Source organism: Marinomonas gallaica (genome assembly GCF_049821165.1).
Classification (GTDB): Bacteria; Pseudomonadota; Gammaproteobacteria; order Pseudomonadales; family Marinomonadaceae; genus Marinomonas; species Marinomonas gallaica.
The window spans coordinates 537,547-550,320 of the sequence record NZ_CP187511.1 but is presented as its reverse complement, the minus strand read 5'-3'; the positions used below and the strand labels follow the sequence as shown (position 1 = coordinate 550,320).

Below are 12,774 nucleotides of genomic sequence, written 5' to 3'. Positions count from 1 at the left end.
AGCAAAGCATTATGGTAGGCCACAGCGTAGACGGCACAATGGACTTTGGAATTAATAAATGATCCAGACTAAATACGGAACTTTTGACGGGGATTCATGGGAAGACCTGTGTCAACTGGTTTTCAAATCAAAGTATAAAGATCTACAATACCAAGAGATGGTTGCATCACCTGGTGATTTTGGGATCGAAGGCTTTACGAAATTAGACGGCGTTGCATTTCAATGTTATTGCCCCGATACCCACTACACTCAAAAAGAATTGTACGAAAAGCAGAGAGACAAAATAACTAAAGATCTTGAGAAGCTTCGAGCCTACGAAAATGAAATATCTCGTCGAATGGGTAATACGAAAATTAGGGAGTGGGTTTTCGTGACTCCGCTAATTACCGATAATAAATTGCTAAGTCATGCGCAAACGAAGCAAGTAGAGGTTGTCACATGGGCAGGGCGCGAGCATACTTTGAAGAACTAGCTTCAAGCCTGCCAAAACCTGTATTGTAGCGCTTGTAGTTCATCAAACAGGCTTCATTCCGTGACTCTTATCGAACATCTATCTGTTATTAAAGAAACTCGCTCTGATATTAACCAAAAACATGATTTAGTGGATGTCATGTTTCTCGTTATCACCGCCATTATGGCTGGCGCCGAAGGTTGGCAAGATATCGAAACGTATGGGAATGGGAAGTCTGAATGGCTGAAACAGTATAGAGCATTTAAACATGGTATCCCAAGACGCCACACTATTGCTCGCATTCTAAAGGGCCTGGTGCCAGAAACCTTACTGGAAGCATTAATCAATTGGGTTAATGAGAACCGGAAATCACAAGGAAAACCCTTGATCGCATTGGATGGAAAAGTGCTACGAGGAGCTTATAGAGGGAACCCGCAATCAGCTCTTCAACTTGTCACAGCTTACGATACTGAAAATGGCTTAGTTTTAAGTCAGAAAGCTACGGCCACGAAAACAAGCGAAATCACGACAGTACGAGATATGTTGAGTGTGTTAAATATTCAAGGGGCTGTGGTGACGGTTGATGCACTGCATTGCCAGAGAGAAACGCTAGAGCAAATTAGGGAGCAAAAAGGTCATGTTGTGGTTCAGGTTAAAGGCAATCAAGGGCAGCTAAAAAAAGCGATTGAACAGCAATTTGAGGCGTACTTTAAAAAGCCGAAAGCCACGCCTGTTATAGAGTTGAAAGAAAAAGGACATGGGCGAACAGAAGAGCGAAATGTCTTTCAACTGAAAGCGAAATTCCCGCCGGAGTTGTCTGAGAAGTGGCCCACTGTACGCAGTATCATCGCTGTAGAGAGGCTTAGAACGGTCAAAGGAAAAACAACGATAGACACGTCGTTTTATGTGAGCTCTTTATCGCCTAAACATAAGTCATTGCATCATTACATACGCCAACACTGGCGTATTGAAAACAATCAGCACTATGTTCTGGATGTCGTGTTTAATGAAGATAAGTCAAGAATCGTGATGGATGATGCGGTAGAGCATATGGCTCTATTCAAACGTTTTGTGATGAACATACTTAGGCAATGTAATGATGATTCACCGAGCCAACGGCAGAAGCTAAAAAGAGCTACTTGGAGCGATGATTATCGTGCTCAATTATTGTTTGGTTAAAAAAGAACAAAGTATGCTCGAGCCCTGGTCACATGGGGGCTCTCCATCATAGACCCTGAATTCAAAGTTATTCTGCAAGACGCTGATTATTTTGCTACGGAAATTAACACAATACAAACAGTGAAAGGGAAGAAAATTACTCTTTTTTCTACATTAGAATTAGAAAACAAAGCAGAAGATAAAGAAGTCTCAGAATATGAAAAAAATATTAGCAAGAAGAATAAAGTTCGCTGTACATTCAATGGTGTTTTAGATGAAGAAAAGCATCTAAAATTGAATTACATAACATCAAATAAATGGCTAAAAAACGATCCATTCCTAAAAGAAATAGAGAATAACGCTTCGGAAATCTATTTTCACGTGTTGAGAGCAATAAATCAGTACGAAAGTGAAGTGGAAGAGTTGTGTATAACTTGGCGCGGGGATGCTGAAGAATTGATATCTAAGGTTCGAGACGAATTAGCCCAAAGATTAAGTGAGGCAACACCTACTTTAGGTGAGGCAGAGATATACCGGATAGCTGATCAAATGACTTCAAAATGGATTGCATTGTGTCCGTTAGGTATTGAATGATGAGTAAACTTACATTTCACAGAAAGCCAATGCCTCTTATGGCTGAGCATAGGCCTATATATAAAATTACTCAACTATTACTGGTATTATATCTCTCATCACGAGGAAAGAAGTCTAGCCTAATTCGACTACATTTATTCAGCTGGGTTTTGAAAGATGAGATAAGAAAGAAAATGTTGTTAGAGTCGGCGAACCAAAACCAAATTTTATTTGGGGTATGGGGGATTGATCCAGCAGTCAATATATCACTTCAGTATGCTGAAGCTGAAGGGCTGATTAGTAAGTCTGGAATTTCATATAAGTTAACTCAATATGGCGCAAAATACGTTTCAGGAATTGATAGTGAGATTGCTTTCAAAGATGATTACTTTTTTCTTCAGTCAATAGGTTCGAAAATAACTGAAGGCATGGTGGAAAATATTATTAGGGAATGGGAATGATTGGTTTGAAACTAGAGAAATTTAAAATAGTTCTCAATACGACCGACGGTGAATACGGTTTTGAATGTGAATTTAAATCTGGATTAAATATTGTACGCGGTAATAATTCTTCTGGTAAAAGCACATTGGTTAACTCTCTTATCTATTCTCTTGGAATGGAGGAAATTCTTGGCGGGAAAGGTGAAAAAACCTTACCTTATGCATTGAAGGAATATGTTGAAAGTGAAAATAAGGATAAGATAAGAATAGTATCATCTTATGTTTACTTACAGATCTAAAATAAAAATAGCGATGTTGTAACTTTAAAAAGAGCGATTAACTCTACAGATAAGGATACCAAACTAATCGAAGTGATACATGGGGATTATCTTTCGGGGGAAAATCGAGAATTTGATATATCTCATAAGTATTTGCATGATAAAGGTTCAGCACAGAACGTTGAATCAGGGTATTTTACATTCCTTGAAAATTTCGTCGGTTTAAGACTTCCTTTCGTTCCTGCTACCAATGGTGGTGAGGTAAAGCTCTATATCCAAACTATTTTTTCAGCCCTCCTAATTGAGCAAAAGAGAGGGTGGACTGATTACATAGCTAACACACCCTATTACGCTATCCGTGATGTGAGAACAAAAATTGTTGAATTTATTCTGGGGTTGGATGTTTTCGAAAACGAAAGAATCAAATCAACTTTGATGTCAGACTTGGCTAATCTTCAATCAAAATGGTCGGAGGAGAAGGTTAAAATTGAATTGATGGAAGAGGATCAGTCTATCAATGTGATAGGTATTAAACGCACAGCAGACGATATGTTTGACCCACAACTAGTCAGAATTACGAAGCAAGTTGAAGATGCTACCTTTGTGCTAAGTGATTACATTGTTGAATTGGTAAGAAAAATTGAGGCTATTGACGAGGCTGAGAATAAAACAAGAGATGATGTTTCTATCGATTTGATAGAGGCATATGAGAGTTCAAAAGCAGAATTAGACCTGCTAGTTTCTATGCTTGATTCCGCTAATGCGGAGATTCGGCTTTCCAAATCAAGGCTGACTGAGTATTTATCACTTAGATCAGAAATAGAAAAAGATTTAGAAAAAAACAAGATTGCTAAAAAACTCAAAAATTTTGGTGCCGAGAGTGGTTTGAGCCTTGCGCTTGATAGTTGTCCGGCTTGTCATCAACACGTAGATGACTCCTTGTTTTTAGCAGATACCCTTATACAACCGATGAGTATTGACGAAAATGTAAAATACCTCGATAGTCAGAAAAAGATGGTATCTAAGTATATTTTAGGGTTAGAAAAAACCATTGCAAAATTAGAGTCTCAAGCTCGTGAATATTCAGAAAATGTTTCTGATAAGCGTGCAGTATGCTTGACTTTTAAAAAGCAGATACGATTATCTGGCAATGCAGAAGAGGCTGATTTAAGAGTTAAACTACAACTTGAGCTTAAAGTAGAAAGCCTCTTAAAAGCAGAAAGGGTCATAAACAGTTCAGTCAATAATCTAGTAAATTTCAGAAATGATTTTCGGAATATTAAGGCCAAGTTGGCAGGCTTGCCGGAACGAAAATCCTCTGCTGAGGATGTCAAGAAATATAATAAATTTCAGAATCATTTTCGAAGCTATGCGAGCCTTTTTGGCTATAAAAGTGCGCCAACTTCAGATATAGAAATAAATAGAGACACATTATTTCCATATTTGGCAGGGCTGGAGTTGAGAGAAGTAAATACGGATATAAAATCTGATTCTTCAGCAAGTGACTTTGTGAGACTCATCTGGGCTTACCTACTAGCAGTATATTCTGCCTCAGACGAGTTAGGCGGGAATCACCCTGGATTAGTTCTTTTGGATGAGCCAGGTCAGCATCCTATGGGGGTCACAAGTGTAAATGCACTTTTAACAAATATCTCTAAACAGCGAAGTATCCAAGGTATTGTGGCTGCGTCTTTTGATGAGAGTGATGAAGTATTTGATGAGTCTGTGCTCGGAGTAAATCATCACTTAATTGAGTGCGGCTACAAGCTTTTGAAACCTGTGAGTCAAATGCCATAACAAGCGCCTGTAACCTGACCTTCGGCCACTGCCACCTTCTGTGCAAAAAGCCGCACAAAAGGCGCCAATAGTCTCCGGTTACGGCCAAGGAGGTCAAATGAGCAAGTATGGCGATGTGGCTATCGAGGCAACTCGTATTGCCCAAACGGGAGTCTGCCCAATTGAAGCATGGAAAACAGCTGCTACACGTGAGTTTAAAGACCGCATAGCTTCCATTAACAAGGGATGCCCCAAAAGTACTTTCCTAGGTTTAGCTGAAGATGGTTTCGTCCTAGGTGTACCGAGTGGCAGTTATACTAAGTCGGTTTTAAATAAGCAGTATGCTTTAGAGGCTTTGGCGCTACTAAATCACGACCGAAATGTTAGAAATGACTTAAAAAACTATGGGCTCAATCGTGTAGTTCCGAGTCGAAAGCGCATAACCATCAAATGGACGTTGTTGTTTCGCTGTGGTTAAGTGGGTTGTTGAAGTAAGCACATAACAAACTGTTCAAGCTAGGGCGCAGCCAAGCTGTGCCTCTTAGCGTTAGCGCGGTGGAGGGAAACTATATGGACCAATCTGTTAACCCTAAAACCAGCAGGCTTACCTTTAGCGTTAAGTAACCGGAGCCATTCATGTCATCCATACCCAAGAACAAAGACGAGTTGCTTAGCGCTATCACCGCGGCGTCATCAAAGCTGTTAGAGGATTACATTGCGATACCCGAAGATATGTCGAGAGTTGTTGGGATTGAAGGCAATGTTAAGGGAACAGAGATCAGCGTATGTGACACCGCCGCATACTTAATCGGCTGGGGTAGGCTGGTACTTAAGTGGCACTCTCGAATGTCTAGTGGGCAGCAAGTTGATTTTCCTGAAACTGGATATAAATGGAATCAGTTAGGGCCGTTAGCGCAGCACTTCCAAGAAGAATATAAAGATTGGAGTTTCATTAGCTTGCAGAAGGCGCTTCAACAAGTAACTCAAGAGATTTTGGCGTTGGTTCAATCCCTTGATAATTATGACCTTTATGAAACCTTGTGGTACGAGAACTATACGCTCGGACGCATGATTCAGTTCAACACGTCGTCGCCCATGAAAAATGTTCGAACTAAGGTAAGACGCTTTAAAAAAGCCAATCGGATCAAGGGCTAATGCGACTGTTTTGGGTGTGCATGTGCTTAGATCGCTACTTCAACTCCCAAAATACCTCGACCAGCATGGTTTTCACGGCCAAAGCGCAGTCATGATTCTTTCAAATGTCAGCTTATTGTAATTTTTCGCAGGATAGGTTTAGAAGTTTTCACATGTGAAATGTTTATGGATAAAATACGTTTATTATTTTTGAATGAATGTTTTTACATAGGGAAATGGTTCATGAACAAGGAAGACTTTTGTTTTTCAAATCTTGGTTGGGTACGAAAAGTTTATATTATACTGATGTGGTTGTTCACCTTGGTACTAGTCGGATTTTTGTTTAGTAAATTTTTGAGTGATAAAGAAGATAGCTCTTCTCTGGGTCTATTTTTATTTTCCTTTGTTATATTAACTGGTTTTTCAGCTTGGAAGCATTTCACCATAGTTAAAAGAAAGTCAATACAGCTGGGTGTGATCGCAGTAATAGACCTGTTTAGTGTTAATATTTTGTCATTTATTGCTTTGCTTATTTTCGCTGATGTTAGTAAGAAGGAGCAGGTTGCGCTTATCGCTTCTACTTAAAAAGCAGGCTTAATTAATGTTTATAGCATGACATGACGGGCGCGCATTTTAATTTCAGCTTTACTGTCAACATTAAGCCGCGCCCATCATTTAATTACGCGCTGATGTGTCGAGTTGCGAGGCATGGCGCAAGTTTAGTTGACCCCTACATCAGTTCCCAGAACGCCTCTACCAGTGGGTTTTTCAGGCTTTTCTTTAGCGTAAACAAGCCGATGTCGTAAGGTTCCAGTTCGGGTTGTACGTCTAAAATCTGTACCCGTTCCATCAATGGGCTGTTATCCAGTACGATTTTCGGTACTACGCCGATGCCAAACCCTAGACTCACCATGCTGACGATCGCTTCATTACCCGCGACTTGCGCGTAGATATTCGGTGTGATGTTGAGTTCGCTAAACCAATCGTCTACACGAATACGCGAGACACCACCTTCTGACACGATCATCGGTATCTTTTCCCAATCTTGTAAGGTAGTGGGTGACGTCGTGGGTACGTTGGGTTGTTGCTCGACGGGCGCGATAAATACCAAGGGGGATTTGGTAATGGGTTTAAACGCCAAACCTCGGTGCATGGTCACGGGGCGTGCAGCGATGGTGATTTCTTCGATGCCATCTAAAATGCGTGTGATGGCTTTGTCTGGGTCGCCGGTGTGTAGCTTAATTTCAATGTGCGGGTGTACCTGACGAAAGCGGTTCAACAGTTCGAATAGAAAGCTGTAGCTGGCGGTGACGGAGCAATAGATGCTGATTTCACCACTCAGTTGATCAGAGTTGTCGGTTAACTCGTGACGAATTAAGTTCCACTGGCTGGTGGTTTCCCGTGCGTATTTAACAAAGCGCTTACCCTCGCGAGTCAGTGCGACGGTACGGTTGTCCCGATTAAATAAGTCGACCCCGAGCTCTTCTTCTAAGCTTCGGATGTTACGGGACAGTGCGGAAATGCTGATGTGGCACTCGTCACTGGCGCGGCCAAAGTGGAGTGTTTCCGCTAACGCGAGGAATTGTTTAAGTGCTTTTGTGTTCATAGATCCTATGATAGCTCTGTTTTGCAAAAAATGGGACGTTATATTGCAAATATATCAATTTACGAAAGAGTTGCGCTTCTATACATTGATCTCACTCGCAGCAGGTCTTATTTGTTCAAGGCATGTCTGTGTCACTCTTTTTTAATATCGGCGTGCTTAGATGTCGGTACTTTAAACATAAAATTTTAGGATGTGTTTACCATGGCTAACTACTTCAATACTTTGCCGCTACGTGAGCAATTAGCTCAACTAGCAAAATGTCGTTTTATGGACAGCTCTGAATTTGCAGATGGCGTTGAAGCGCTTAAAGGCAAAAAAATGGTTGTTATCGGTTGTGGTGCACAAGGTCTTAACCAAGGTCTTAACCTACGTGATTCTGGCCTAGACGTGTCTTATGCGCTACGTCCTGAAGCGATTGAGCAGAAGCGTCAGTCTTGGAAAAACGCGACTGAAAACGGTTTCGTTGTAGGCACTTACGAAGACCTAATCCCAACTGCGGACGTTGTTCTTAACCTAACGCCTGATAAGCAACACACACCAGTTGTTAAAGCGGTTATGCCGCTTATGAAAGAAGGCGCTTGCCTATCTTACTCTCACGGTTTCAACATCGTGGAAGAAGGCATGCAAATCCGTGACGACCTAACAGTAATCATGGTTGCACCTAAGTGTCCTGGTTCTGAAGTACGTGCAGAATACGTTCGTGGCTTCGGTGTACCAACGCTTATCGCTGTTCACGAAGACAACGATCCTAAAGGCGAAGGTCTTGCACTAGCAAAAGCGTACGCTGTTGGTACTGGCGGTCACAAAGCAGGCGTTCTAATGTCTTCTTTCATCGCGGAAGTTAAGTCTGACCTTATGGGTGAGCAAACGATCCTTTGTGGTATGTTGCAAACTGGTTCGATCCTTTGCTTCGACAAAATGGTTGAAGAAGGTGTTGACGCAGGTTACGCATCTAAGCTGATCCAGTACGGTTGGGAAACCATCACTGAAGCACTTAAGTACGGTGGCGTGACTAACATGCTAGACCGTCTTTCTAACCCAGCTAAGATCAAAGCATTCGATCTAGCGGAAGAGCTTAAAGTGATCATGCGCCCACTTTACAACAAGCACCAAGATGACATCATCGACGGCACTTTCTCTCGCGTTATGATGGAAGACTGGGCGAACGATGATAAGAACCTTCTACAATGGCGTGCAGACACGGCTGAAACTAACTTCGAGAAAACACCAGCGGGTGACGTTGAAATCTCTGAGCAAGAGTTCTTCGACAACGGTATCTTGATGGTTGCTATGGTTAAAGCGGGCGTTGAGCTAGCATTCGAAACAATGACAGCTGCCGGCATCATCGCTGAATCTGCTTACTACGAGTCTCTACACGAAACTCCGCTAATCGCGAACACAATCGCTCGTAAGAAACTTTACGAAATGAACGCGACGATCTCTGATACAGCTGAGTACGGTTGTTACCTATACAACCACGCTTGTCTACCTCTATTGGCTGACTTCATGAAAGACATCAAAACTGACGTGATCGGTAAAGGTCTTTCTTCCGATGACAACGGCGTTGATAACGCTCGCCTAATCGAAGTAAACACAGCACTACGTTCTCACCCGGTTGAAGCGATTGGTTCTGTATTACGTGGCCATATGGCTGACATGAAAAAAATCGTTTAATTTCCCTTAGGAATTAAGCGCTTAAAAAGCCGAGTGACTCATTGAGCACTCGGCTTTTTTGTCGCGTTACTGTTTGCTTTTAGTCTTTGAAAAGGAATCTCTCATGGATACTGCCATCTGCTTAGACGATCTGAGCGTTAACTTTGATGATCGCTTTCATCTACATCACATCAACTGGACGATTGAGCCGAACCAGCACTGGGTCATTACCGGCACCAATGGTTCAGGGAAGTCGGCTCTGGCGGCGGTGTTGGCGGGCGTTGGCGATATCGAGCAAGGTACGTTATCCGGCGTGCCGAGCCGCGTAGGCTTGGTGTCGTTTGAGGCGCAAGCCGAGTTGATTGCCAAAGAACTGAAGAAAGACGACGCCGACATTATGGATGTCATTTCGTTAGGCACGCCTGTTCAAGAGATGATTTTTGATGCGTGTGCCGACCCTGAGTTGGCCACGGACTTAGTTGAGAAGTTTGGCCTAAGCCATTTATTAGACCGCGCATTTCGTAAGTTATCGACCGGTGAAACCCGCAAAGTGATGTTGATCCGTGCTTTATCGAGCAAACCTGATTTACTGATCTTAGACGAGCCGTTTGATGGTTTGGACGTGGATACCTTAGCGATGTTGCAACAGCATCTTGCATCCATCATTGAGACCACGCCGATGGTCATGGTGTTGAACCGTTTTGACGAAATGCCCGACTTTATTACCCATGTGGCGTACTTAGAAAAAGCCGCCGACGATTGCGGCCAATTGGCGTTCAAAGTGGATCGTCAGGATAAAAGCGCCTTTGCTGAGTTGTACCAACTGCTGCATCTGAAGACCACGGATCTGCAAGTGCCCGCGCCGGATTCAGCGTCTAAGCTCCCAAGCCTCGACCCCGCTCAACCGCTGGTAAAGCTCACTGATGCCACCATAAAATACGATGAAACGGTGATTGTCGACAAGCTCAATTGGACGATTGAACCGGGTAAGCATTGGCAGTTAAGTGGCCCCAACGGCAGCGGTAAAACAGGCGTATTGTCATTGATTACCGGCGATCATCCGCAGTGTTACAGTAACGATATTTTTGTGTTTGGTTTCCAGCGTGGTAACGGTGAAAGCATCTGGCAAATTAAACAGTTTATTGGTTATGTTTCGACGTCGTTGCAGTGGGAATACCGCGTCAGCGTAAGCTGTAAAAACGTGATTATTTCTGGTTTCTACGACAGTATCGGTATGTACTCAAAATCGACGGATAATCAGAAAAAGATTGCCGATGAGTGGCTTGCTCTGCTCGGTATGAAAGATCGTGCCGATCAGCCGTTTAATAAGCTTTCATACGGCGATCAGCGTTTGTTACTGATTGCTCGTGCCATGGTCAAATATCCGCCGCTACTGATCTTAGACGAGCCGTGCTTAGGGTTGGACGACATGAACCGCCAGTTGGTGTTAGCGTTAATTGAGAAAATTTGCGCAGGCCATGAAACCACCGTGTTGTATGTGAATCATCATGCGGAAGACCAGATATCAGGCATTGAAAACTATCTAGCGCTTGAGAAAAATCATTAAGCCAAGGATGAGAAAAGTCTTGAACATATAATGTCTCAAGGCTTTTCTGTAAAGAAGGTACGATCAGTCGCTTGTTTGTAGATGGTGTGCCAGCAGGCTGGTTAGCATCAGTTTCAGATCTTCAAGGGTACGTAAAGCACGGCGCTCGTTTTGGTTGACCACAACTAAGTAGGTGCTGTGTGTGAATTCAAGGTATAAGCGGGCGATCCGCTCACGCTCTCGGATATGCTTTTTCAAACCAATGCGTTTAAAGACTTTCGACATTTGCGAGATCACCATGTCGTCATGACGCTCGTCGAGCTCGCGCAGTTCTGGCACGGAAAACATCGCTTGTACTAGTCGCAGTACTGCACGCTGTTGACGGTAGGTATGCAGGTTGATATCGACCACCTGGTCGATGAATTCCGATAGGCTCAGCGCTTCTAAATCCCATTCTTGGATTTCTTTCAGCACGACTTCGATACTGTCGAGCCAAGTTTTGCCCATGGCGTATAAAATGGCCTGCTTGTTAGGGAAATAGTGATACAGAGAACCAACGGAGATACCTACTTCTTTAGCGATGATCGCCGTATTTAAGTCATTTAAACCAACCGTTTCGAGCAGTTCACTGGTGACATCTAAAATCTGTTGTGTGCGTTTGATCGAGCGCGATTGTACCGGCTCGCTGCGTGGAGAAACAGATTGCAGGGTTTTCATCGTCTCGTTGGGCTTGGCCATAATGAGGTGGCATCCTTGTTAGCTAATGACGGTGAGTCGTAAACTGAAATTATACACTTCCGATTTCACACTGAATATCTTTGTTCAATGTCAGCACGTGGTTTGCGGCGCTAGGGTAACCGGTCGAGCATAGAATAATAGAGCATACCAGCCACTAAGCCGGGCCAGCGTAATAGCGTGCCACCAGGGAAGTCTCGCATCGGTAGCCGCTCAAACGCATCGATGCCTTCTAATGAGCCTTGCACGGCTTTGGCAAAGATAGCACCTGCGTAAGTGGCCATGGCAACACCATGACCAGAGTAGCCATGTGCCACAAAGATATTGTCTTCTTGACGCGCTATGTGTGGCATACGGTTGAGTGTGATGGCTAATGTACCGCCCCAAGCGTAGTCAATTTGATAGTCGCCTAGCTCGGGATAGGTTTGCAGCATGTGCTTTTTAACGAAACTGGCGATGTCTGTTGGAAAGCGGGCGCTGTAGTTTTCACCGCCGCCCCATAACATGCGCCTATCTTTAGATAGGCGGTAATAGTTCACCACGAATTTTGAATCGGCAACGGCCAAGCGGTGCGGGTTGATACGATCTGCTACAGCCTCAGGCAATGGTTCAGTGGCGATGATGAAATTGTTGATCGGCATGATTTTACGTGCCGCTGGGCCATTTAAGTGCCCTAGATAGCCATTGCAGGCAAACAAGACATAACGACAGGTTACTAGTCCTTTCGCCGTGGTGATCACAGGTCGCGGCCCCGTCGTGTATTCGATGACCGCAGAGTCCTCATACAGCTGAGCCCCATGGGATTGTGCCGCATCGGCCAATCCCAATGCAAAATTTAACGGGTGGATGTGAGCGCCTTCTTTGTACCACTCGCCTCCGTGATAACGGTCGGTGCCCAGTGTTTGGGCAACGGCGTTCGCATCAAGGTATTCGACGGCCTCGTAATGCAACGTGGAATGTTTATAGTCGACGGCCGCTTGTATGTCTTGGGCGTGACGCGCTTTATTCGCGACGTGTAAGACGCCATCGGTCAGGTCGCAGTCGATTTGATAGGCGTTGATTAGAGATTTAACCAAGGCCACTGAGTCAACTGAGCTCTGCCACAATATGTCGGCTGTCGCTCTGCCGACTTGTTTGGCGATATCGGCATGGCTCATGTTGTGACCTGGGCACAGTTGTCCACCGTTACGTCCGGAGGCCCCCCAGCCTATTTTATTCGCTTCGAGTAAGGTGACGTTATAGCCCGCCTGTGCCAGATGCAACGCCGCAGAAGTGCCAGTAAAGCCGCCACCAATGATGCAAATATCACTGCTGTGTTCGCCGATAAGCTGGGGATGCTCTTTCATCTTTGTGGCGGTAGCGGTGTAATAAGACGTTTCATGTGTGCTCAAACAAAGACACTCCTGTTGGTATCAAAGCCTAAA

At 43.8% G+C, this 12,774-nt stretch carries 13 protein-coding genes and 1 pseudogene; 11 read left to right on the top strand and 3 right to left on the bottom strand.

Annotated features, from left to right (window positions below; translation table 11 throughout):
- The first annotated feature begins 58 nt into the window (after window positions 1-58).
- From ACPUEK_RS02575 to ACPUEK_RS02535, 9 genes and pseudogenes are all read left to right on the top strand, one after another.
- Window positions 59-472 (top strand): hypothetical protein, encoded by a 414-nt coding sequence (locus ACPUEK_RS02575; protein ID WP_425642232.1) that lies wholly within the window; start codon window positions 59-61, stop codon window positions 470-472.
- 60 nt (window positions 473-532) lie between these two features.
- Window positions 533-1,630, top strand: coding sequence for an ISAs1 family transposase (locus ACPUEK_RS02570; protein ID WP_425640654.1), 1,098 nt, complete (start codon window positions 533-535; stop codon window positions 1,628-1,630).
- 120 nt (window positions 1,631-1,750) lie between these two features.
- Window positions 1,751-2,203 carry a hypothetical protein gene (locus tag ACPUEK_RS02565; RefSeq protein WP_425642231.1) on the top strand — a complete coding sequence of 151 codons (453 nt, stop codon included), beginning with the start codon at window positions 1,751-1,753 and terminating at the stop codon, window positions 2,201-2,203.
- A gap of 173 nt (window positions 2,204-2,376) precedes the next feature.
- Entirely contained in the window at window positions 2,377-2,643 is a 267-nt protein-coding gene (locus tag ACPUEK_RS02560; protein ID WP_425642230.1) for a hypothetical protein, read from the top strand.
- Window positions 2,640-2,921, top strand: coding sequence for an AAA family ATPase (locus ACPUEK_RS02555; protein WP_425642229.1), 282 nt, complete (start codon window positions 2,640-2,642; stop codon window positions 2,919-2,921). Before ACPUEK_RS02560 ends, ACPUEK_RS02555 begins: the two co-directional genes overlap by 4 nt.
- Before the next feature lie 72 nt (window positions 2,922-2,993).
- Window positions 2,994-4,697 carry a hypothetical protein gene (locus ACPUEK_RS02550; protein ID WP_425642228.1) on the top strand — a complete coding sequence of 568 codons (1,704 nt, stop codon included), beginning with the start codon at window positions 2,994-2,996 and terminating at the stop codon, window positions 4,695-4,697.
- Window positions 4,698-4,794: 97 nt separating this feature from the next.
- Window positions 4,795-5,171, top strand: a pseudogene (locus ACPUEK_RS02545) (DUF6979 family protein).
- A 141-nt stretch (window positions 5,172-5,312) separates the two neighbouring features.
- Complete coding sequence (locus ACPUEK_RS02540) at window positions 5,313-5,831, top strand: ClbS/DfsB family four-helix bundle protein (protein ID WP_425642227.1); 519 nt, start codon at window positions 5,313-5,315, stop codon at window positions 5,829-5,831.
- Between the two features lie 222 nt (window positions 5,832-6,053).
- Window positions 6,054-6,395, top strand: coding sequence for a hypothetical protein (locus ACPUEK_RS02535; RefSeq protein ID WP_425642226.1), 342 nt, complete (start codon window positions 6,054-6,056; stop codon window positions 6,393-6,395).
- Window positions 6,396-6,540: 145 nt separating this feature from the next.
- On the opposite strand, the gene ilvY is transcribed toward ACPUEK_RS02535, so the two are convergent.
- The gene (ilvY, locus tag ACPUEK_RS02530) at window positions 6,541-7,416 is read right to left on the bottom strand and encodes an HTH-type transcriptional activator IlvY (protein ID WP_067035236.1); all 876 of its coding nucleotides are present in this window, start codon (window positions 7,414-7,416) and stop codon (window positions 6,541-6,543) included.
- A 201-nt stretch (window positions 7,417-7,617) separates the two neighbouring features.
- Between ilvY and ilvC the strand changes: the two genes are divergently transcribed.
- A complete protein-coding gene (ilvC, locus tag ACPUEK_RS02525; protein ID WP_067219214.1) occupies window positions 7,618-9,090 on the top strand; it encodes a ketol-acid reductoisomerase in 1,473 nt (490 codons plus the stop codon).
- 103 nt (window positions 9,091-9,193) lie between these two features.
- A complete protein-coding gene (gene modF, locus ACPUEK_RS02520; RefSeq protein ID WP_425642225.1) occupies window positions 9,194-10,636 on the top strand; it encodes a molybdate ABC transporter ATP-binding protein ModF in 1,443 nt (480 codons plus the stop codon).
- A gap of 63 nt (window positions 10,637-10,699) precedes the next feature.
- Here the strand turns inward: modF and ACPUEK_RS02515 are convergent, their stop codons facing one another.
- Window positions 10,700-11,353 (bottom strand): TetR/AcrR family transcriptional regulator, encoded by a 654-nt coding sequence (locus ACPUEK_RS02515; RefSeq protein WP_425642224.1) that lies wholly within the window; start codon window positions 11,351-11,353, stop codon window positions 10,700-10,702.
- A 110-nt stretch (window positions 11,354-11,463) separates the two neighbouring features.
- On the bottom strand, window positions 11,464-12,741 hold the full coding sequence (locus ACPUEK_RS02510; protein WP_425642223.1) for an NAD(P)/FAD-dependent oxidoreductase: 1,278 nt from the start codon (window positions 12,739-12,741) through the stop codon (window positions 11,464-11,466).
- Window positions 12,742-12,774 lie beyond the last annotated feature (33 nt).

What these genes read in the sequence shown, in the direction of transcription:
- ACPUEK_RS02575 (WP_425642232.1), top strand. Translation starts at nt 59, where the DNA reads ATGATCCAGACTAAATACGGAACTTTTGACGGGGATTCATGGGAAGAC.
- ACPUEK_RS02560 (WP_425642230.1), top strand. Translation starts at nt 2,377, where the DNA reads ATGTTGTTAGAGTCGGCGAACCAAAACCAAATTTTATTTGGGGTATGG.
- ACPUEK_RS02555 (WP_425642229.1), top strand. Translation starts at nt 2,640, where the DNA reads ATGATTGGTTTGAAACTAGAGAAATTTAAAATAGTTCTCAATACGACC.
- ACPUEK_RS02540 (WP_425642227.1), top strand. Translation starts at nt 5,313, where the DNA reads ATGTCATCCATACCCAAGAACAAAGACGAGTTGCTTAGCGCTATCACC.
- ACPUEK_RS02535 (WP_425642226.1), top strand. Translation starts at nt 6,054, where the DNA reads ATGAACAAGGAAGACTTTTGTTTTTCAAATCTTGGTTGGGTACGAAAA.
- ilvY (WP_067035236.1), bottom strand. Translation starts at nt 7,416, where the DNA reads ATGAACACAAAAGCACTTAAACAATTCCTCGCGTTAGCGGAAACACTC.
- ilvC (WP_067219214.1), top strand. Translation starts at nt 7,618, where the DNA reads ATGGCTAACTACTTCAATACTTTGCCGCTACGTGAGCAATTAGCTCAA.
- modF (WP_425642225.1), top strand. Translation starts at nt 9,194, where the DNA reads ATGGATACTGCCATCTGCTTAGACGATCTGAGCGTTAACTTTGATGAT.
- ACPUEK_RS02515 (WP_425642224.1), bottom strand. Translation starts at nt 11,353, where the DNA reads ATGGCCAAGCCCAACGAGACGATGAAAACCCTGCAATCTGTTTCTCCA.